The 22,810-nt window shown below is 45.2% G+C and carries 14 protein-coding genes and 1 tRNA gene; 5 read left to right on the top strand and 10 right to left on the bottom strand.

All coding sequences use genetic code 11. The features are described from left to right. Positions 1 to 2 precede the first annotated feature (2 nt). The 8 genes from rsxD to OCV19_RS11000 form a co-directional block, all read right to left on the bottom strand. A complete protein-coding gene (gene rsxD / locus OCV19_RS11035) occupies positions 3 to 1,049 on the bottom strand; it encodes an electron transport complex subunit RsxD (RefSeq protein WP_065676434.1) in 1,047 nt (348 codons plus the stop codon). Beyond that, positions 1,049 to 3,712: an electron transport complex subunit RsxC gene (gene rsxC / locus OCV19_RS11030; RefSeq protein ID WP_065676435.1), complete on the bottom strand. Its 2,664-nt coding sequence runs from the start codon at positions 3,710 to 3,712 to the stop codon at positions 1,049 to 1,051. Before rsxC ends, rsxD begins: the two co-directional genes overlap by 1 nt. 7 nt (positions 3,713 to 3,719) lie before the next feature. Next, positions 3,720 to 4,313 (bottom strand): electron transport complex subunit RsxB, encoded by a 594-nt coding sequence (gene rsxB / locus OCV19_RS11025; RefSeq protein WP_004734040.1) that lies wholly within the window; start codon positions 4,311 to 4,313, stop codon positions 3,720 to 3,722. Between the two features lie 2 nt (positions 4,314 to 4,315). After that, on the bottom strand, positions 4,316 to 4,894 hold the full coding sequence (rsxA, locus tag OCV19_RS11020; protein ID WP_004734039.1) for an electron transport complex subunit RsxA: 579 nt from the start codon (positions 4,892 to 4,894) through the stop codon (positions 4,316 to 4,318). A gap of 269 nt (positions 4,895 to 5,163) precedes the next feature. Then, entirely contained in the window at positions 5,164 to 6,168 is a 1,005-nt protein-coding gene (locus tag OCV19_RS11015) for a substrate-binding domain-containing protein (protein ID WP_048611573.1), read from the bottom strand. Positions 6,169 to 6,452: 284 nt separating this feature from the next. Further along, positions 6,453 to 9,554: a beta-galactosidase gene (locus OCV19_RS11010; protein WP_065676436.1), complete on the bottom strand. Its 3,102-nt coding sequence runs from the start codon at positions 9,552 to 9,554 to the stop codon at positions 6,453 to 6,455. A gap of 165 nt (positions 9,555 to 9,719) precedes the next feature. After that, a complete protein-coding gene (locus OCV19_RS11005) occupies positions 9,720 to 10,622 on the bottom strand; it encodes a MalM family protein (protein WP_065676437.1) in 903 nt (300 codons plus the stop codon). A 107-nt stretch (positions 10,623 to 10,729) separates the two neighbouring features. Further along, positions 10,730 to 11,974 carry a carbohydrate porin gene (locus tag OCV19_RS11000; protein WP_065676438.1) on the bottom strand — a complete coding sequence of 415 codons (1,245 nt, stop codon included), beginning with the start codon at positions 11,972 to 11,974 and terminating at the stop codon, positions 10,730 to 10,732. A gap of 846 nt (positions 11,975 to 12,820) precedes the next feature. On the opposite strand from OCV19_RS11000, the gene OCV19_RS10995 reads away from it, so the two are divergent. Next, positions 12,821 to 14,938: an alpha-galactosidase gene (locus OCV19_RS10995; RefSeq protein WP_065676439.1), complete on the top strand. Its 2,118-nt coding sequence runs from the start codon at positions 12,821 to 12,823 to the stop codon at positions 14,936 to 14,938. A gap of 475 nt (positions 14,939 to 15,413) precedes the next feature. Continuing rightward, a complete protein-coding gene (gene melB / locus OCV19_RS10990) occupies positions 15,414 to 16,787 on the top strand; it encodes a melibiose:sodium transporter MelB (RefSeq protein WP_052878989.1) in 1,374 nt (457 codons plus the stop codon). A gap of 289 nt (positions 16,788 to 17,076) precedes the next feature. Here the strand turns inward: melB and OCV19_RS10985 are convergent. Further along, a tRNA-Asn gene (locus OCV19_RS10985) sits at positions 17,077 to 17,152 on the bottom strand. 509 nt (positions 17,153 to 17,661) lie between these two features. Here OCV19_RS10985 and uvrB point away from each other — a divergent pair. From uvrB to luxU, 3 genes are all read left to right on the top strand, one after another. Beyond that, positions 17,662 to 19,692 (top strand): excinuclease ABC subunit UvrB, encoded by a 2,031-nt coding sequence (gene uvrB, locus OCV19_RS10980; RefSeq protein WP_065676440.1) that lies wholly within the window; start codon positions 17,662 to 17,664, stop codon positions 19,690 to 19,692. Positions 19,693 to 19,994: 302 nt separating this feature from the next. After that, on the top strand, positions 19,995 to 21,383 hold the full coding sequence (gene luxO, locus OCV19_RS10975) for a quorum-sensing sigma-54 dependent transcriptional regulator LuxO (RefSeq protein ID WP_004734031.1): 1,389 nt from the start codon (positions 19,995 to 19,997) through the stop codon (positions 21,381 to 21,383). Positions 21,384 to 21,407: 24 nt separating this feature from the next. After that, a complete protein-coding gene (luxU, locus tag OCV19_RS10970; RefSeq protein WP_048611583.1) occupies positions 21,408 to 21,752 on the top strand; it encodes a quorum-sensing phosphorelay protein LuxU in 345 nt (114 codons plus the stop codon). Between the two features lie 75 nt (positions 21,753 to 21,827). On the opposite strand, the gene OCV19_RS10965 is transcribed toward luxU, so the two are convergent. Then, positions 21,828 to 22,715 carry a YvcK family protein gene (locus OCV19_RS10965; RefSeq protein WP_065676441.1) on the bottom strand — a complete coding sequence of 296 codons (888 nt, stop codon included), beginning with the start codon at positions 22,713 to 22,715 and terminating at the stop codon, positions 21,828 to 21,830. Positions 22,716 to 22,810: the final 95 nt, after the last annotated feature.

The following is a 22,810-nucleotide window of genomic DNA, read 5'->3' as shown; positions in this document are numbered from 1 at the left end:
CCTTAGTGGCCGTATGTACGAGGTTTGGTGTAGTAGTCAATCAGTGGAACACACATGTTGGCTAACAATACAGCAAACGCCACGCCATCAGGGAAACCACCCCAACTGCGGATGATAAATACCAAACCGCCGATCAGAGCGCCAAACACTAAGCGACCTTTCACTGTTGTTGATGCTGAAACTGGGTCGGTCGCAATGAAAAATGCGCCGAGCATAGTCGCACCAGACAATAGATGAATGGTCGGTGATGCGGTTTCGCCGGGAGTAAACATCAAGAACACTAGGCTAAATAGGGTCAAGCTGCCCAGAAACGCGACTGGGATATGCCATTGAATCACGCGTTGCTTGATAAGCACCAAGCCACCAATAAGGTAAGCAAGGTTTACCCATTCCCAACCCACGCCAGCTAACCAGCTGAATTGCGGTTGAGACAGTGCTTCAGAAGCGGTGTTGCCTGCTGTTAATGCGGTTTTGAAGGCATCGAGTGGCGTCGCCATTGTGGTGCCATCAATCCCTAAACGAGCTTGCTGTAGAGATAACCCTTCATTATTGAAACCTGTAAAGATCATCAAGAATGAGTCAACAAAACTGGTTGCTTCAGCCGTTAAGCTCGCGGGTGCATTCCAACTGGTCATCTGAACTGGGAACGAGATTAGCAAAACAACGTAAGCGACCATCGCTGGGTTAAATGGGTTTTGCCCAAGGCCGCCGTATAGGTGTTTCGCGATGACAATTGCGAAGAACATACCTATCACTAGAATCCACCACGGAGAGTGTGGAGGAATCGCGACACTGAGTAGCCAAGCGGTGACAACAGCACTGTAATCACGTAGTGCCATCACTGGTGGTCGTTTTCTTAGCAGCATTACAGCGGCTTCAAAGGTAACAGCAAGTGCAATAGCGAATACTAACTGGATGAGCGTACCCCATCCAAAGAAGTAGGTTTGAGCTAGTAGACCTGGCAATGCACAAATAGCGACCCATTTCATGAGATCAGGGGTGCTTCTACGATTGTGTGCGTGCGGTGAGCTGGCGATAAAGAAGGCCACTACTCTTTCTCCTCATTATTCTTTTTGTCTTGCTCTTGCTGCGCCTTTCTTGCTTTAGCACGAGCAATTGCGGCAGCAACAGCTGCTTTTTTAGGATCGACTGGTTCTGATCGAATCTCAGCTTCCACTTCAATTTCAACTACAGCTTCAGGAGCGGTTGCTTCTGCTTCGACCTGCTTAGCTTGCTGTGCTTTCTTCGCTTTAGCGCGAGCTATTGCAGCGGCAACGGCAGCTTTCTTAGGATCGACTGACTCTTGTTGAGTTTTAGCTTCAACTTCAATCACTGGCTCAGGAGTTTCTGCTGCTTCGTCTTGCTTAGCTTGCTTAGCTTGCTGTGCTTTCTTGGCTTTAGCACGAGCAATGGCTGCAGCGACAGCATCTTTCTTAGCATCGCCAGAACTTTTAACCGGAGCTTCACTTTCGGTTTGAGCAGTTGATTCTGCTTGTTGTGCTTTTTTCGCTTTAGCGCGAGCGATAGCTGCAGCAACGGCGTCTTTTTTAGCATCACCAGTACTTTCAGCCGGAGCGTCAGAAGCTGATTCCGCTTGTTGAGCTTTCTTGGCTTTAGCGCGAGCAATGGCCGCAGCGACAGCATCTTTCTTGGCATCGCCAGAGCTTTCTGCCGGAGCGTCAGAAGCTGATTCCGCTTGTTGAGCTTTCTTGGCTTTAGCGCGAGCAATAGCCGCAGCGACAGCGTCTTTCTTAGCGTCGCTTGATTTTTCAATCGGAGCTTCAGAAGCCGATTCCACTTGCTGGGCTTTCTTCGCTTTAGCGCGAGCTATAGCAGCAGCGACAGCATCTTTCTTGGCATCACCAGTACTTTCAGCCGGAGCCTCGGAAGCTGATTCCGCTTGTTGAGCCTTCTTGGCTTTAGCACGCGCGATAGCTGCAGCGACAGCATCTTTCTTGCCATCACCTGAGCTTTCTGCTGGAGTCTCGGCTGCTGCTTGTTGTGCCTTACGCTCTCGAGCTTGTCGTTTGCGTTCTTCACGCAGTTTCGACATTTCAGAATTGTCTGGTTCAGCGCCATCCGCTTTCTGAGCCGCAGCTTGTTTTGCTTTTGCCTTGGCAATAGCAGCAGCTACCGCAGGTTTCACTGCTGGTTCTGCATTAGGTGTTTGGTCTGCCGCGGCTTTTTGCGCTTTAACGCGAGCAATCGCAGCTGCAATCGCATCATCACCATTGGCTGATTTCATGTCTTTACGACGGTTGTCAGCAGCTTTCTTGAAGCGGTTTTCACGTTCTGCTTTGTCACGCTCCATACGAGCGTTTTTCTCTTCGAAACGAATCTTGGCGCGCTCTGCAGCTGTCGCTTCATCTTTTCTTGTTTTGATTTCGGCTTTCGCTTGGCGATAGTACTGAACAAGAGGAATTTCACTTGGGCAGACAAACGCACAAGCACCACATTCAATACAGTCCTTAATATTCAGCTCTTCACACTTATCCAACTCGTTGGCTTTCGCATGCCATTGCAGTTGTTGAGGAAGTAGAGACGCAGGACAAGCTTCAGCACACGCGCTGCAACGAATACATTCCATCTCGTAAGTGCTTGGTGAGATCTCACGACGCGTTGGCGCTAAAATACAGTTCGACGTTTTAGTGATTGGCACATTGGCATGCGGCAAGGTAAAGCCCATCATCGGGCCGCCCAAAATCAAACGTGGCAGTTTTTTATCCGCTTTGTAGCCAAATTCCTCTAGTAACTCGTGTACTGGTGTACCTAATAGCGCCCAAACGTTACGAGGTTGCTTAAAGGTTTTACCAGTTAAAGTCACCACGCGGTTAATCACTGGTTCACCGTCGATTACTGCTCTCTTAATTGAGTAAAGCGAGCCGACGTTTTGAACCAAAACACCAATGTCTGCAGGAATGCCGCCAGCCGGAACCTCTTTGTTGGTGAGGATCTTGATTAGCTGTTTCTCACCACCAGAAGGGTATTTAGTTGGGATAACACGAATGACGATATCTTTGTCTTTCGCTGCAATCTCAAGTGCTTTTATCGCGCCTGGTTTATTGTCTTCAATGCCGATAACCGTCAGCTTTGGTTGAAGAATGTGTTCAACGACTTCGATGCCTTTTAATACTTCGTCGGCATGTTCTTGAAGCAACTTGTCATCAGAGGTGATGTAAGGTTCACATTCCGCAGCATTGACGATCAAAATGTCGGTACGACCTAAGCCGGATTGAAGCTTCTTAGCCGTAGGGAAGCCTGCGCCGCCCATGCCTGAAATACCAGCTTGGCGAATCACATCTAGCAGTTCGTCAGAAGTCTTTGTCGAAAAATCTTCAACTGGATTTTTTTCAATCCAAGTGTCTAGGCCATCAGGTTTAATAACCACGCACATTTCGCTCAAGCCTGAAGGGTGAGCGGTAGTTCGCGGTTCGATAGCGGTAATCACACCCGATGTTGGTGCGTGTACTGGCAAAGTAAAACCTGTATCTAAAGCCGTAAGTTGCTGACCTTTTAACACAGTGTCGCCAGCAGCAACCAATAGGTTACCTGGCTTACCGATGTGCTGTTTCACCGGAAGAACGATTTCTTCTGGAAGCCTTGCATGGACGATATCAGTAGTATTCGACTGTTTCTTGTTTTCAGCAGGGTGCACGCCGCCAGGGAAGTTCCAAATCGAGCCCGTGCGAATTTGTTCAATTAAAGAGATCATACTAACCCTATGCTTTAGGCTCTGACGCAGTCGCATCAGTCGCTTGGTTAGTGATATCAGTAACAGGAATGATGTTCATCTGCCATTTCCAATTTTCAGTCGTTGTTGCCACTGGAATCATTTCAATACAGTCAGTAGGGCACGGTGCGACACATAGATCACAACCTGTACATTCATCTTTAATTACTGTGTGCAGTGCCTTGGTGCCACCAACAATGGCGTCAACAGGGCAGGCTTGAATACACTTGGTACAGCCGATACACATATCTTCGTGAATGAAGGCAACGGTTTTTACTTTGTTATCTAAGTCATGAGCGGAGTCTTCAACTTCTACGCCCATTAAATCTGCTAGCTTCTCAATGGTTGCTTGGCCGCCCGGAGGACATTTGTTGATCTTGTCTCCGTTAGCGATCGCCTCTGCGTATGGGCGACAACCGGGGTAGCCACACTGACCACATTGAGTTTGCGGTAAAATGGTGTCGATTTGATCGACGATAGGATCGGCTTCAACTTTAAAACGGATAGAAGCAAAGCCCAAAATAGCGCCAAAAACAGCGGCTAAAACGGCTAGCGCAATGATCGCAATTAAAATGGTACTCATGCTTATTTCACCAACCCAGTAAAGCCCATAAATGCCAGAGACATTAGGCCTGCTGTGATCATCGCAATCGATGCGCCTTTGAATGGCATTGGAACATCAGCAACCGCAATACGTTCACGCATTGCAGCAAATAGGATTAATACAAGAGAGAAACCAACCGCTGCGCCGAAACCATAGATGATCGACTGAATGAAGTTGTGGTTTTCATTGATGTTCAGAAGTGCCACACCTAATACCGCACAGTTGGTGGTGATAAGAGGCAGAAAGATACCCAGCAGGCGATAAAGAGTCGGGCTGGTTTTGTGAACCACCATTTCCGTAAATTGAACAACCACCGCGATAACCAAGATGAAACTCATGGTACGCAGGTATTCAATACCCAGAGGGGTAAGGATGTAGGTTTCTACTAGGTATGCAGAGACCGACGCTAACGTTAGAACGAAAGTCGTCGCGAGGCCCATGCCAATCGCAGTCTCCAGTTTCTTGGAGACTCCCATAAATGGACATAGTCCTAAAAACTTCACTAGCACAAAGTTATTGACCAGCACTGTGCCAACCAACAACAAAAGGTATTCGGTCATAATGGATTAATTCTTGAGATTCCGATCCCGATATTATCCTGCTTTGCTCACCTAATAACAACCAAGGATCACTAGGGATTTAGACACTTGGTGAAAAAATCAACGGGTAACCGTTTGATTAAGATGGATCAGGTTAAGTATAGGTGGGTATTTGCGGGGAATGAAAAATAAGATCAACTCAATGATAACTCATCGAATCAATCCTATTTTCTTTGTTGTAAAAAGTATCGAGGAACGAAATGACTTAGTTTTTATTACCCTGAGCTTTCTCAATTAATGTTTCGAACAGAGGCTCTGCGCACCAAAATTGGCATAAATAGCTTATGTTCCGGGTGCTCTTTTGGCTCGTCACTTGCGAGTTGCAGAGAGAGCTTTACCGCTTGGTTAGCCATAACTTGGATTGGATAACGAATGGTGGTCAATCTAGGGTAGATGAAGCGAGCAATGTGGCCGTCATCGAAACCAATAACTGACATATCTTCTGGAATACGAACGCCATTTTCTTGTAATAACGCCAAACAGCCTGCTGCCATGTAATCGTTATACGTTGCAATAGCAGTGATATCTGTGTTTTTTGCCATTAAGTTAACCATGGCTTGCTCACCGCCTAGCTCGTCAGGTTCACCATATTCGATGTACTCATCGTTTGATTCAATACCGTGATCTTTCAATGCATCCAAATAGCCACCTAAGCGGTCGTGAGCATCTTCAATATCGTGACTCGAGCAGATGTAACCAATGTGTTTGTGGCCGTTTTTAATCAAATACTCTGTCGCGATGTAAGAGCCGCGGCGGTTGTCGAGAGCAATACAGCGGTTTTCGATATCGGGAACAATGCGATTGATCAGCACCATGCCGGGTACTTCATTGGCTAGCTTGACCAACTCTTCGTCGCTAATGCCTTTGCTATGAACCACAAGTGATTCGCAGCGGCTGTTGATAAGCAGGTTAATCGCATTACGCTCTTTGGTGGCGTCATGGTAGCCACTGCCAATCAGTAACTGCTTTTCTTGCTCACTTGCCACGGTATCAATGGCTTTGATCATCGAACCGAAGAACGGGGCAGAAACATCATTAACCAGTACACCAATCGCGTTTGAAGATTTGCTGACCAATGCACGAGCGTTGGCATTTGGGCGATAGCCGAGTTTTTCCATAGCGGCTTTTACCGCCGCAATTGCGGTTTCACTGGTGTGAGGTGCATTGTTGATTACTCGAGAGGTGGTCGCGATTGATACGCCTGCTTCCTTCGCAACATCTTTAATGGTAGCCATTCCGCTCTCTTATTCTGAATATAATGCTGTGTGCTGGTGGTTGGATATTTAACAACGGATAGTTAGCCAATTCAAATACTAAACATCAAATATGACGAGGTTTGATGGTTTATTTTTAGTTGGCTGATTAGTTTGAAAATAAAAAGCCAAGCTCTAGATTTGAGCGTGGCTTTTGAGTCACATTGGCGTGTGAGCTGTTGTCGCGTGAAGTAAGGCAATCACAGGTAACCCAAAGTAATAGGGAACCAAGTGGCTTTAGAGTAAAGCACTTGGTCCGAATCTACTTACGATACGCTTGTTAGCGTAACCTGATAACGATATTGATTGTCGGTGAGTTGAAACTCTTGGTGAACACTTGGACTCCAAGAATCATCACCACCAACGCCCATATGTTGGTGATCTACGCGTACATAGATTTTCTCTTCACGAGTCAGGTCATTGGTATGCTTAGCATCCGTTAATTGTTGCTGGCTGTACTGACTCACACTGAATGAAAAATCGCCTTCGATCCCGATATTTCCCACATTCAAGTTTTTGGTTCCGCAACGTAACCCGCTATCAGTTGGGAATATATACGGCGTGTGCATCTGATCCAGTGTCTGTTTGTGTAAACCGAATCGTGCAGCAGCCAAACGGTCTGGATAGTTTTCAAAAGGACCTAATCCCTGCCACGAAACCGGAGTTTCATTGGCTGTTTCGAGTGGTAAAGGCAGCTCCATTTCAAGGCCAATGCGCGGCATCGGTGGTAAGTGATCGGCTAAAGTGACATCAACTGCGATAATCATTTCGCCTAGGTTATTTAAGGTGTATTGCCATTTTGTAATCGCTTGGATTTGGCCATTAAATTGGTAGGCGAATACTGACGTCACTTGTACTGAGTCTACGAGTGCTTGCACGGCACAACTTGTACACTGGCGTTCCCATTGACCAATGCCTGCAAGGTCCCAGCGACAAGCCCATGCATTTGGATCGATGTTGTCTATCTCACTGATACCAATATCGTTATCAAGTGGTGCGCGATAGAAGTTATCGACAGGTGCCTTGATAACTTGCGGTTGCCCATCAACGATCCAGTGGGTCAACAATCCACTCTCTGTATCCCATTGCCATTGATGTGTTTCATCTAAGCTAGACACGACCACTTTATTGTCTTGCTGATGTAACTGAGGAGCCAAAGCATTTGCCGTGCTAGGGAATTGCAAGCCAGCATGGTTACGTAAAGCAAACTGCTCCGTTGCACAAACATGGCCTTCTTCTGCCCACTTGGTTGAATGAGTCAGGGTAATATCGGTATTGAGATGATATTCGACTTGTGCTTTTGGCGTGAAAGCAAGGTCAATGACCAGCTCTTGTTTACTATCTTCAGCAACGGATAATACTTGTTGCCCCGATTGAATCACGATGCCATTTTCGAGCAATTGCCAGCGTAAGATTTCATTGTCAGTCGCTCGGAACAGGTTCTCATTGGTTACCGTTAGGCGGCATTGATCTTCAGTTTGCTCTGCTAACGTCACAGTGATCATTCTCTGGCAGTATTTCGCCTCTTCCAAGGTCGGGTGTACGCTGCGATCTGGGAATATCAAACCGTTGATACAGAACTGACGGTCGTTGATGATGTCGCCAAAGTCTCCACCGTAGGCCCAGAAGTGTTCACCGTTTTCATCCCACTGACTTAATCCTTGGTCAACCCAATCCCAAATGAAACCGCCTTGTAGGCGAGGGTATTCTCGGAATGCATTCCAGTAATCATTAAAGCTACCTAAACTGTTACCCATTGCGTGTGCGTATTCACAAAGAATAAGCGGGCGTTGCTCGTTAGGCAGAGAAACCCATTTCTTGATAGACCATTTTGGAACGGCATCGTCTTCGATAGTGCTGTTAACGCGTGCGTACATTGGCGCAATGATATCGGTCGCTGTGGTATTTGAACCACCGCCTTCATACTGTACCGGGCGAGAAGGGTCGTACTGTTTCGACCAAGCATACATCGCATTGTGGCTGCTGCCGTGCCCTGACTCGTTGCCCAAAGACCAAATGATGATAGAAGGGTGGTTCTTATCACGCATGACCATTTGCGTATAGCGACTCATATAAGCGTGTGCCCATTGCGGATCCGCAGACAAGCGATTCATAGGCTGCATGCCATGGGTCTCGATGTTCGCTTCATCACACACGTATAAACCGTATTCGTCACACAGCTCGTACCATCGTGGGTGGTTAGGGTAGTGAGCGGTGCGCACAGCATTGAAGTTGTACTGCTTCATTAGACAGATATCGCGGATCATGTCTTCTTCTGTCATCACATGCCCCAACTCTGGGTGATGCTCATGACGGTTGACGCCGCGAATCAATAGCGGTTTGCCGTTTAGCTTTAGCTGACCGTCTGTCATTTCGACTTTACGGAATCCAACTTGATAAGCTTCACTTTCTATGTGGTTACCTTGCCTATCAAGCAATGACACGACAATTCGGTAAAGGTTAGGAACTTCTGCGCTCCATTTCTTCGGATCTCGAACATGAAGAGTTTGGAATACCACATCGTCGTAGGTGCCACGCTCGTCAATGCGGCGATTATGAGGGCGATCGATAAGCGGTTCAGTCACCGCGTTTTCACCGTCAAACAGTTGAACCTGAACTTGGTAAGTGTCTGGTGCCGTAATTTTGGTGACAATAGACAGTGAACCATCGCGATAGCATGCGTCTAAATTAGGCGTAACGAACACATCTTCAATGCACTGCTTCGGTTTAGCTAGCAAGGTCACATCACGGAAAATACCGCTTAGCCACCACATATCTTGGTCTTCTAAATAACTACCATCACACCAACGTATCACCATAACAGACAGCGTATTATCGCCAACAGTTAGATACTGAGTTAAGTCGAACTCGGCAGGTAAGCGGCTATCTTGGCTGTACCCAACCCAATTGCCATTACACCAAAGATGAAAAGCGGAATTGACGCCATCAAAGATAATACGCTGGGTGTTCTTTAGGTCATTTTTAGTCAACGTAATTTGAGTGCGGTAACAACCGGTTGGGTTTTCTGCCGGAACAAACGGAGGGTTCACTTCAAATGGGTATTTTACGTTGGCGTAGATAGGTTTATCGTAGCCTTGCATTTGCCAGTTCGATGGTACGGTAATCTCGTCCCATTGTGAGTCATTGAAACTTGTTTCGATAAATTTACCGTCAACTTGTTCAGGTGCATCAAAGTATTTGAACTTCCATTGTCCATTAAGAGATTTGCGTTGTGATTCACTGCCGTCGCGAGCGTGCTTGAGGTTGCGGTAGCTTGATAATGGGCTGTGCGCATTAAGGCAGTGGATATTCACAGACTGTGGGTTTTCCCAATCGCGTCTTTGGATGATGTTTGAAAATGCCTTCATGGTATTCCTACTCTTAAAGTGTTCAATATGGGTCATAATTCTAGTAAGTCATCGGTTTTTTAAGCCGTGATGACCGTTATCAAATCGTTGGTTTTGCGTATTGTTCTGCGTATTGCTCTGTTGGCTTATTGAGCTATTGAGCTATTGAGCTATTGAGCTATTGAGCTATTCAGCGAGCTGTTTTAATAAATAATCTTTTGCTTCGGGCATGCCCTGTTCGGCCGCTTGATTAGCAATAAATGCGGCTTGTTTGATGTCGTTGTTGTTTAGGGCTTGGTCAATGTCCTTTTGGATATTCAGCCATTGCGCCTTTTGATTGGTTTCAACTGTCTGAGTTGATGGTTGAGAAACTTGCGTTGAACCTAAGGTTTCGGGCTCATTGTTGGATGAAACGCCAAGCTCAGCCAATAGAGTCAAAACCGCACTGTTTGTTGATTTGCTCGCCGTAACATCAATGACACCTACGTTGCTCAACGTCGCAGTCAACGGCAGTTGTTTATTGCCAATAATCTGCTGAGATTCTGAATACAGATCTTCAGGATGAATTCGATTGATGGCGCTATCTAACTTAGTGCTATCGGCGCTGACCACAATAAATTGCGCGTTGTCTCGTTGAGGTTCGAGTGCAATTGATGCTTCAATTCTTTCTAACCCTTGCATCGCTGTCGGGTAGTAAGTGAAGTCGTTAGTACTGTATTGACCAAGCAGTCGCCATTGTTTGTCAAAGACGTAGATAGACGGTGCGAATAGCGCATCATTTTTAATGTATGAACGAATGAGTAAGGACAGCGATTGTGTCGTGTCACTGATTTGGTACGCGATGGTCGGAAAGCGTTGGCTATCCGCTTGTGTATTGTCATTTAACAATGAAGAGGAAAGGGTCGGTAAATGACCGTCCATAATCACTTGTTGGTGGAATGGAACAGACAATTGCGTCATTGGCAGCGCACTTAGCTGAGAACAGCATGCACTGTCATTGAAATCAGTCTTAAGTTCCTTTTCAGGTATTCCGCTGCATGCGCTAGCGGTGAGTGCCGCGACAATGATCACCAATGATTTTAATTTCATCTGATTGCTACCTTAGTAAAGGGGAAAACATCGGCTTTCCCCGTTAAATTGCTATTCCAGTGTAGAGCGTCAATTCGTTAATTGAATAGACGCTCGGAGGTTGTGGTTTACCACCAAGTTTCTACGTTGAAACCAAAGGTAATCTCATCGACGGTCTCTGCGTTTATGCTCGTCGCCGTGCCATACACTTCGTTACCACGATCCCACTCGTTATTTGATTCAGAGTAAGTTGCAAAGATACGGATTGATGGGCGAGCCCATACCCCTTTGCCAGCTTGGAACATTTGAGCCACGGTCACTTTATACATATCGTTGGTGCCGGCTCCGTTTTGAGCTTCTACCGTTTCGTAACCCACCTCTAATGCTGTCGACATGTAATCTGTCCAAGCATATTGAGGGCGCGCACCCACACTGAACCACTTCTCACCATCGTTGTTATCTAGGTTTTTGTCTTGATAAGCGATGGAGTACATCACTTGAACATCTTCACTGATATTCAAGTCACCGTGGTTAAACAGTCGCCAGCTAGAGCCATCGTGTTCAACGCCCGTGCTGTATTTTCTGTTTGAGCCACCTTCAGCACTCATTAATCCGCCTGCCAACGCATCGGTACCATATTGGAAGGCCAAGGTGTTTGAACCGTAGTTCCAAGCTTGACGGTAAAGAGCAGAGAGCATTGCGCCAGAAGTAGTAATGTCTTTATCGTCGTAGCTCGAGTTTTGCGTGGTCACGTAGTTCAAACCAAGAGTAAGATCCGCTGTGTCACTCAATTCAATCCCGCTTAAGCGAGCATCAATATTGTGAAGACTACGCCCATCGTCACTTGAAGAATTTGGCGCCATCCAGGCCAAATGTGCATCCGCAAACCCTAGATCCCAATCTTCAATACCTAAACCCGTACTGGATGTATCCCAGTACTTAACATCAATCATGTGGACTTCATGGCGACGATAAAAACGTTCTCCGGCCCATACTTTCGCGTTAGGTTGTCCTTCGATAAGGCCATGGCCTGCTGACCAAAGCTGAATCGTACTTACGTCTCCCCAGCTATCACCACTACCTAGATAAATCGTGGTATCAAAATAAGCGTCATTGTCACGCCATACATCGGCTTTCACACCCGCTTCCCACCAGTTCAGTTCATTACCTAAACGGTAGTTACCGTAACCTTGACCAGCTCGAATAACGTCGTTCCGTTCTCCTTTGCCATCGTTATGTTGGTCATTGTCGGTGTAGATGTTGCCCCATTTCGCATAACCAAAATACGTTACGTTTTCCACTGCAGCGAAGCTGATTAATGGGGTGAGGGCCAGAGTGAATCCTAATGCTTTAACTAGCATTTTTTGTTTCATGAAATGTCTCCATTATTTTTTATTTATGGATATTTTTATGTTTGAGTCCTAACTCGAGCGAGAGTGTAAATGAACAATGGAAACGTTTTCATGATGAGGTTGGCATTTTTACGCTATTGATGGGTTTGTGATTATTTTGTGTGATTTTGATCTGGTTCTTGAGCTTGTATTGGCGGTTTTATAGAGATTTCTGTGGGTTTTTAATGGAATCGTTTTCTATTTTAGGGGTATTGAGGGGGGAACGTGCGCTAAAGTTGAAGTTGCTCGTTGTGTTCGAACATAGGTAACAATGATGTAAGGCTAGAGCTATCAGTGTCTTGGGGATTTTTTGAGGGGAAAAGCAGCCCAGTCAATGATAACTGGGCATGTGAGACAAGGAAGCAAGTATCAAATTCAATGCTGAAGCTAGGCTACAGGCATTGAGTTCTATACCGTCAAGCTGGAATGTAAAAGTTAGGACCCAGGGAGACACTTCATAGTTGTACTCTAAAGGTTAAGAATACGAGTGTGGTGTGGTGAGTTCAAGAGGAAATGTGTGTGACCCAATTTTCAAATTACAGATCCACCACAACGTAATGAATTTTAAGGGCTTAATTGTTGTTAAACTCCTATTAATTTTAACGTTATAGCGCTTTATTTAATGTGGAATATCCCTATTCTTTGGGATTAGGAGTATATGCGTTGAGATGGTGGTTGGCATAAATCTTTGAATTAGGAGGTATTGTTTGAATCTATTAATCTCAAAATATTTAATGGAAACGTTTTCATGATTTTGGGTTTGATCACAGAAACTCTCAGCTCAATAATTATGATACGGGGTAATTAAACGCGTTAAGGTTAAATAAAATGACGAATAAATCCCTAATAGAAATTACGGGTAAAGACTCGCAACTGATCGTTGAACTTGGTGATTTCGCCGAAATTCTGCATTGGGGAGTTCCAGTTCGTGGCGATCTAACGAACTTTCGTGTTTCTCTTCAAAGGCCAGTTCCTTACGGTCGCCTTGATAATGATGTCGCTATGTCGCTGAGCCCAGAGCTCGGACGCGGTGTTTTCAGCAGTCCGGCATTAGAAGGGCACCGAGATGGGTTGGACTGGGCGCCTGTTTTCTCTATTACGGGTATTCAACAAACACCATCTAGCTTAATAATTGAGAGTGAAGATGTGCGTGCAGGCTTACATTTAACAACTGAGTTATGCCTTGATAAACATGACGTTGTGAAATCTCGTCACACCTTAACCAACGTTAAAGCCGGCCTTTATCAGGTGAACCGTCTCGCTAATACTTTGCCATTACCAACAAGAGCTAATGAGTTGATGACGTACTACGGCCGCTGGGTACATGAGTTCCAAACGGTGCGTCAGCCCTTACAACAAGGGGGCTATCAACAAGAAAATCGTCGCGGACGAACGTCTCATGAACATTATCCAGCGATGGTTGTCGGTACCGCCAACTTCAATGAAATGGCAGGTGATGTGTGGGGCGTTCACTTCGCTTGGAGTGGTAACCACAGATTGCGCGCTGATGTAAAAGCAGACGGTCGTCGCTACGTGCAAGCGGAAGTTATTTATCTACCGGGCGAGATTGCATTGGATGAAGGTGAAAGCTTAACGACACCTTGGTTGTATGCCAGTTTCAGTTCGGAAGGCCTAAATGGAATGAGCCACCAGTTCCATTCCCATGTGCGTGGTTCCATCTTGCCGGAGTCTTTCGCACAAAAGCCTCGACCTATCCATCTTAATACATGGGAAGGCATCTATTTTGACCATGATCCTGATTATATTATGTCGATGGCTAGCCAAGCCGCTGATATGGGAGTAGAGCGCTTTATCATTGACGATGGCTGGTTCAAAGGGCGCTGCGGAGACAAGGCTGCGCTAGGGGATTGGTTCTTAGATGAAGAAAAGTACCCAAATGGTTTAGAGCCGATAGTTGAACACGTTAATCAGTTGGGTATGGAGTTTGGATTGTGGTTCGAACCTGAGATGATCAATAAGGATTCTGACTTATACCGAGCCCATCCAGACTGGTTACTTGCGGTTGACGGCTATGACCAACCAACGGGTCGCAATCAATATGTTATCGATCTTCAGAATCAACAAGCATTCGACTTTCTGTTTGAGCGCCTTGATCACTTCTTAAGTCAGTACAACATTGCTTACATTAAGTGGGATATGAACCGAGAGGTTGTACAACCTGCACATCTAGGCAGGGCTGCGGCTCATCAACAAACCGCTCGTTATTATGAGTTGGTCGATAAAGTCCGAGAGAAGCACCCAATGGTTGATATTGAATCTTGTGCGGCTGGTGGTGGTCGTATCGATTTTGAGGTTCTTAAGCGTACGCAACGTTTTTGGGCTTCAGATAATAACGATGCCTTAGAAAGACAAACGATTCAGCGCGGGATGAGTTACTTCTTCCCTCCTGAGGTAATGGGAAGTCATATTGGCGCGAGCCACTGCCACAGCACTCGTCGTCGTCATAGTATTGAGTTTCGTGGCCTAACAGCACTGTTTGGTCATATGGGAATTGAATTAGACCCTGTGAAAGAAATTCAAGAAGAGAAACAGGGCTTTGAACACTACATTAAGCTACATAAGATGCTGCGTCCGTTACTGCATAGCGGGAGAACTTGGCGAGTTCCAACGGATGATAGTGCCCATCAGATCCATGCGGTCGTTTCCGAAGATGTGTCAGAAGCGGTGGTGATGATTGCACAGCTGGCGATGCCAACCAATTCGTTGAGTGGTCATTTGCGCATACCTGGGCTAGATCCACAAAGCCTATACAAGGTCTCCGTGATTGATAAACCGTCAAATTACGATGATATTGTGAATTATCAACCGCCATGGACAGAGTCTGGCTGTGAATTATCAGGTGCTTGGTGTGCCGAGGTGGGGCTGACGATGCCAATACTTGACGCAGAAACAGCGATGCTGATTAAATTTGAACGTATCGAGTAAGTTTTAGCATAGACCTTATATTTGACGAACCGCGTAGGTGAAATTACGCGGTTTTTTATTGCCTTCAATAAGCCGTCATGAACTATCTAATCAATTTGATTTGCCCTTATAGATTGGAGAACTGTAGGTATTCCCAGCGTGATACTGCACTTATGTAATCGTTTTCATGCGTTACTTCACACTACGAACTGTTTTGAGCACTTTAATTAGCGATATTCTCTATCAATTCGAGGGTTTTCTTGTTCGATCTCTCACTTTAGATATTTGACTGAAAACGTTTCCATTGAGTGGTTGTTGATCACAGTATCTGTGCGTTGGAATGGTTACATTAGCGTCGGACTTGATACTTGAGTGTTTTAAGAAGCGACCATAGAGTGGCTCTAAAACAGAACTTGAGTGGATAAATTATTATAAATAAAAGGTAAGCGTTTCAACGTCTGTTAGGAGATGAAGTTACGCGCCTGAAGGAAATACTATGTCTGATCAAATTACTCTACAAACCAAATTATCGTATGGACTTGGGGCTTTAGGTAAAGACTTTGCCTGTGCTCCAATCTACATCTTTTTAATGTTTTACTTCACTGATGTTGCTGGGCTGTCAGCGGCATTTGTGGGTACTATCTTTTTGGCCGCGCGCATTGTCGACGCGGTGACCGACCCAATGATGGGCGTTATCGTTGATAACACGCGCTCTAAGTTTGGTAAATTCCGTCCTTGGATAGTGATTGGAACTCTGTTAAATGCTGTAGTGCTTGTTGGCCTTTTTAGTACGCATATGTTTGAAGGCACTACGTTATACATTTATGCAGCGGCTGCTTATATTCTGTGGGGCCTTACCTACACTATTATGGATATTCCATACTGGTCTTTGATTCCTGCACTATCGAGCTCTCGTCAAGAACGTGAAAAGCTGGTTGTTTGGCCACGATTGTTTGCTAGCTTGGCGTGGTTTATTACGGGTACTTACGGGCTACACATTGTCGGTAAACTGGGTGATGGCGACCAAGGACAAGGTTTCTTCAACGTTGCTATGTTGATTGCTGTTCTGTTCGTGATGAGTGCATTCTTGATTGCTCGCAACGTAAAAGAAAAATCTGCACCAGCAAATGCGAAACCAGCTGAGCGTTTCAGCTTTAAAGATGTAATGGTTATCATTGGTAAGAATGACCAACTAAAAGCACTTATTGGTACCGTATTGTCGTTCCAAATAGCAAACTTGCTGGTGGGTGGTTTTGCGATTTACTACTTCTCTTACGCTTTAGGCAACGCTGACTTGTTCCCCGTTTATATGATGGTGGCAGGTATCGCTGAAGTTGCAGGCGTATTCTTGTTCCCTCGTATTGCATCAGTGTTACCACGCAAGCACCTATGGGTTATCGCTTGTGGCTTTCCAGTGCTGTCTTGTATCACTCTACTTATCATGGGCTTTATCGCTCCAGGTAACGCGATTCTAATCGGTATCGCAGGTGCTGCAATCAAGTTTGGTGTGGGTATCGCTAACGCACTGCAAACTGTAATGCTTGCCGATGTTGTTGATTACGGTGAACACAAAACAGGTCGTCGCAGTGAGAGTGTTATCTTCTCTGTTCAAACGATGCTTGTTAAGTTTGCAGGCGCGGCTGGTGGTTTTATTGTTGGTATGGGTTTGTCTGTGGTGGGTTATGTACCAAACGTGGAACAGTCTGACAGCACTATCATGGGGCTGCAGTTTATGATGGTAGGTTTACCAGCGATTCTAATGACGGTAAGTGCTCTTGTTTATAAGCGCTACTACCACCTGCATGAAGGATTTGATCAAGACCAAGCCGGTAAAGAGACTCAGACAAATGTTGTTACAGCAGAAGCATAACCGCTAAAACGACGTCTCATCTAGAATAACGCTCAGTTTAGTCACTAAGCCCAAACGCCTCCTTGTGAGGCGTTTTTTATGGATGTTAGCTAATCAAAGCTGTGCCTGTAGAGCTTTTGTTTCGACTAAAACGCAAAAAGCCGCATCGAGTGATGCGGCTTCTTTAAATTTGGCCCCCTTGTCGAGACTTGAACGCGGGCGGCTAGGTTTGTGACATTAACTTGGAACAAGTTAGTCGCAGTTATATACGAAAAAAGCCCAATCTTTCGATTGAGCTTTTTTCTGAATTTGGCTCCCCTTGCAAGACTTGAACTTGCGACATACGGATTAACAGTCCGCCGTTCTACCAACTGAACTAAAGGGGAATTGCTTGTTAGCGACGCGAATTCTAATAATTGTCCGGATTTCTGTCAATAAAAAATATCAGAAAAAAGTAAGATAAAAAACTTTACTTTCTTGAACGCCTTATAGGATTTAGCTTTGCTTTAGTTATCCACCAAAATTGTGGATAAGTGTGTGTGTGAAACTTTAACAACAATAATTGGGATAAATCGAAAAATGTAAAAATCTTATCTAACGTAATGTATTTAAAAGATTTATAGCAAAAAATCGCAATTGTATAACTTTTGTAGATTATAAAACGAACAGTAAAACAAGCGGTATTTTTAGGTTTTTTGGGGAAAAGTAGTGGATTAAAATTCGAGTAATTTAGCTGGGGAAACTTTGCAGGGGCACGGATAATACCAAGTTCTAAAAATAAAAGCTATAACTGATATCTGATCTTAAGATGCATTTCTCTAGATAATAGTTGCAACGACACTCCACCTAGAGTGACAATGACCTGATTAAAAAAACAGTATGGAAATGGCGACCTATGAGCAAACTCTTTGACTTGGTATCGGACTACAGCCCGTCCGGTGACCAGCCGACGGCGATAACCAAATTACTAGATGGACTAGATTCTGGTTTGGCACATCAAACTCTATTAGGGGTAACGGGCTCTGGTAAAACCTTTACCCTTGCCAACGTCATTTCCCAATCTCAAAGACCTGCGATCCTGTTAGCGCCTAACAAGACACTGGCGGCTCAACTTTACGGTGAGATGAAATCTTTCTTTCCAAACAATGCCGTTGAGTATTTTGTTTCTTACTACGATTACTACCAACCAGAAGCTTACGTTCCGACAACAGACACATTCATCGAGAAAGACGCGTCTGTGAACGCCCATATCGAACAAATGAGGCTTTCGGCAACCAAGGCCTTGCTAGAACGAAAAGACGCCATCATTGTGGCTTCTGTGTCGGCTATCTACGGTCTTGGTGATCCTAAGTCTTATTTGAAGATGATGCTTCATTTGAGTCGTGGTGAGGTGATGGATCAGCGTGATATTTTGCGCCGTTTGGCTGAGCTGCAATATTCAAGAAACGATGTCGCCTTTGAACGTGGTCAGTTCCGAGTTCGTGGTGAAGTGATCGATATCTTCCCGGCTGAATCTGACCAAGATGCGGTTCGAATTGAGATGTTCGATGACGAAGTCGATTGCATTAGTATTTTTGATCCTCTGACTGGTGCGGTGAAACAAAGAGACTTGCCGCGCTTTACGGTTTATCCAAAAACTCACTACGTAACCCCAAGAGAAAAAATCCTTGAGGCGATTGAGAACATCAAAGATGAACTGCGCGATCGGGCGCAATATTTAAAAGACAACAATAAGCTTTTGGAAGAGCAGCGTATCTCTCAAAGAACTCAGTTTGATATTGAGATGATGACTGAGCTCGGCTTCTGTTCTGGTATCGAAAACTATTCACGATACTTGAGCGGCCGTGCGGAAGGGGAAGCGCCGCCAACGTTATTTGACTACCTGCCTGATGATGGTTTGCTGATCATCGATGAGTCACACGTGACTGTGCCGCAAATTGGTGCGATGTATAAAGGTGACCGTTCTCGTAAAGAAACCTTGGTCGAGTTTGGTTTTAGACTGCCTTCTGCATTGGATAACCGTCCAATGAAGTTTGAAGAATTTGAGTCTATCGCCCCACAAACGATTTTTGTGTCGGCAACGCCAGGTAATTACGAGGTTGAAAAATCAGATGGCGAGATTGCTGATCAAGTGGTGCGTCCTACTGGCTTACTTGACCCAATCATCGAAGTAAGACCTGTCGCGACTCAGGTGGATGACTTGTTATCTGAAATCAGAATCCGTTCAGTGAAAGAAGAGCGCGTATTGGTCACTACGTTGACTAAACGAATGGCAGAAGACTTAACCGAATACCTTAGTGAGCATGGTGTTAAGGTTCGTTACTTGCACTCAGATATCGATACCGTTGAGCGTGTAGAGATCATCCGAGACCTACGTTTGGGCGAGTTTGACGTGTTAGTGGGCATTAACTTACTTCGTGAAGGTTTGGATATGCCTGAAGTGTCGCTGGTGGCGATTCTTGATGCTGACAAAGAGGGCTTCTTGCGTTCTGAGCGTTCTCTGATCCAAACCATTGGTCGTGCTGCGCGTAACTTGGAAGGTAGAGCGATCCTTTATGGTGATTCGATTACTAAGTCGATGAGAAAAGCGATTGATGAAACCGATCGTCGTCGCGAGAAACAGCAAGCCTACAACGAAGAGCAAGGTATCACGCCGCAAGCGTTGAAACGCAATATCAAAGACATTATGGAACTGGGTGATCTAACCAAGTCGAAGCAGCAGCGCCAATCGAAGCAAGTTCCACTATCTAAGGTGGCAGAGCCTTCAGAAAGTTATGCAGTACTTACGCCGCAACAGCTTGATAAAGAGATCAGCAAGCTAGAAGCTGCGATGTATCAGCATGCTCAGAATCTGGAATTTGAATTGGCCGCGCAGAAGCGTGATGAAATTGAGCAGTTAAGAAAGCAGTTTATTACCAACAGCTAATCTCACTTTTCAATCAAGAAGTTGAGCCCCTCAATACAAGAATTGAGAGTGTTTCAGACAAAAAAACAGCCAGTAGTAAATGTTCTACTGGCTTACGTTTGTGAACACTCGGTCCACTAACAACGTCAGTTGGCTAGGTGACCCGAAGGTCATTCATACCGTTGCATCGTTCGTGCCAGATAGATAAAACATTGATTGTTTGAAGTAAGTAAAAAAACACACTACAAATATTGTGGCTAATTTGCATAATGCAAAGCGGAATGCGACTATAATAAGAAATGCAAATTATAAATGGCTAGGATATGCAATCAAAAACGCTAGATAACAAATCGAAGTATTTGTTGATGGTCGAGGATACCGCTTCGGTAGCAGCTTTATATCGCTCGTATCTTACACCGCTCGAAATTGATATCAACATTGTCGGCACTGGCCGCGATGCAATCGAGAGTTTGAATCATCGAATCCCAGACCTTATTTTATTAGATCTACGTCTACCTGATATGACGGGTATGGACGTGCTATTTGCTGTAAAACAGAAGTACCCTGAAGTTCCGGTTATCTTCATGACGGCTCATGGCTCTATCGATACCGCCGTAGAAGCGATGCGTCATGGTTCTCAAGATTTCCTTATCAAACCGTGTGAAGCCGACCGACTCCGTATTACGGTGAACAACGCGATCCGCAAAGCCACCAAGCTTAAAAATAGCTCGGAACACCCGGGAAACCAAAATTACCAAGGCTTTATCGGCAGTAGCCAAACCATGCAGCAGGTTTACCGAACGATTGATTCTGCTGCATCGAGTAAGGCGAGCATTTTCATTACTGGTGAAAGTGGTACCGGTAAAGAGGTATGTGCAGAAGCCATTCATGCGGCGAGTAAGCGTGGCGATAAGCCTTTCATCGCGATTAACTGTGCCGCTATCCCTAAAGATCTGATTGAAAGTGAATTGTTTGGTCACGTTAAAGGTGCCTTTACCGGTGCGGCGACCGATCGCCAAGGTGCTGCTGAGCTTGCTGATGGTGGAACACTGTTTCTTGATGAACTGTGCGAAATGGACTTAGAGCTGCAAACTAAGCTGCTGCGCTTTATCCAAACCGGTACTTTCCAAAAAGTCGGCTCTTCGAAGATGAAGAGTGTCGACGTTCGTTTTGTGTGTGCGACCAACCGTGACCCTTGGAAAGAAGTACAAGAAGGTCGCTTTAGAGAAGATTTATACTATCGTTTATACGTGATTCCATTGCACTTGCCGCCATTGCGTGAGCGTGGTGAAGATGTCATCGAGATCGCGTATTCTCTGCTAGGCTATATGTCGGTCGAGGAGGGGAAGGCGTTTGTACGTTTTGCTCAGGAAGTACTTGATCGCTTTAATCAATATGAGTGGCCGGGTAACGTTCGTCAGCTACAAAACGTGTTACGAAACGTGGTGGTATTAAATAACGGTAAAGAGATTACTCTCAACATGCTTCCACCACCGTTGAACCAACCGATTGAAAACAGTCTGCGATTGAAAGAGAAGCAGAATGAAGACATCACGGTAAAAGATATTTTCCCATTGTGGATCACTGAGAAAACGGCTATCGAACAAGCCATTAAAGCGTGTGATGGCAACATCCCCCGTGCGGCAGGTTTCTTAGATGTCAGTCCATCGACGATATACCGTAAGTTGCAAACGTGGAATGCGAAGCAGTAATCATCAAACAATAAGAAAATAATAATGACGAAAGTATTAAATCAGCAAAAAGTTGATGAGCTTGCCGGCGAAATAGGCCAAGAGAATGTCCCGGTTTTACTGGAAATCTTTTTAGGTGAGTTGAAAGGCTACTACGAACACCTAGAGATAAATAAAGAGTCGGATACCTCTAAGTATTTGGCTGATATCAGTCATGCACTTAAGAGCAGCGCAGCAAGCTTTGGCGCGGATTCTTTGTGTAGTTTTGCGATTAGCTTAGATGCAAAAGTGAAGCAAGCGTTGCCGGTGACAGAAGTTGATTTTCAAGATATGCAAGAGCTCCTGTTGTCAACATACACTGAATATCAGCAGTTGATGACGGACCTCTAAAACGGCGAGTTATTACTGAGATTAAAAAAGGAGCGCGATGCTCCTTTTTTGTTGTCTGTCGCTTTAACTGACGGCTTAAGTTAACTGGGTTTCAATGGCTTGTTGAAGCTTCACACGGTCGTGTCGCCAATCTCGGTTTGCCGATGCAAGATCTGTGGTCACACAATTCCATTGCCCTTCTAATTCAGGGTGTGGTTCATTGCCCAGTACAATGTCTATTTTTCTTGCCTTACAGGTACGTTCACACCACTCCAATTGCTCTTGAAGCGTCATTTTCCCTGCAGGGCCGTGCTCTGGTGAAAGGTTTTCAACGAAGATAACTTTTGCCTTGGTATTTTCAGCGATTGCTTTCCCAATCTCTGGAAGGAGAAGAGGAGGCATCACACTGGTTAAAAAGCTTCCAGGGCCAAGGACAATGCAGTCTGCTTGCTCAACGGCAGCAACGGCTTCTTTGGTTGCTGGCACTTCTGGAGACAAGTCCATCATGCGCAGCTTTTCCGTCATGTCATCAACGTTGGTTTCGCCGGTTACCCAGCGGCCGTCCATTGATAGAGCGGTGAGGTCTGAAGGATGCTCTGTCATTGGGACGATATTGACATCGACCTTGAGCATATTTCGAATTAGGTTAATTGCTTCCAATGGGCGAACCGAGAGGTTGTCTAATGCAGTGAGCATCAGGTTACCTAGGTTATGACCATCGAGTTCACCTTGGCCGCGAAAGCGGTATTCAAACATCATCGAGCTGATTGAAGGTTCAGTGATCAATTGGTTGATACAGTTACGAGTATCTCCCCAAGCGATACCACCTTGGCAGTCTCGGATTCGTCCGGTGGAACCGCCGTTATCTGTCGTTGCAACAATGCCAGTTGCGTTGTTACCAAAGTCTTTTAATGCAGCTAACATGCGACCTAAGCCATGGCCACCGCCGATTGCTACGACTTTCTTTGAAGAGTAAATATTCATTTATTGTTCTTGTTAGGTTATTACCAACTATAATTTAGGTTAAATGCTTCTCGCTATATACTCAACAAGAGTTATTTTGAGCGTTTGATACGTTT

This window comes from Vibrio celticus (genome assembly GCF_024347335.1).
Classification (GTDB): Bacteria; Pseudomonadota; Gammaproteobacteria; order Enterobacterales; family Vibrionaceae; genus Vibrio; species Vibrio celticus.
The sequence above is the reverse complement of the archived record's forward strand: the minus strand, read 5'-3'. Positions and strand labels throughout refer to the sequence as shown.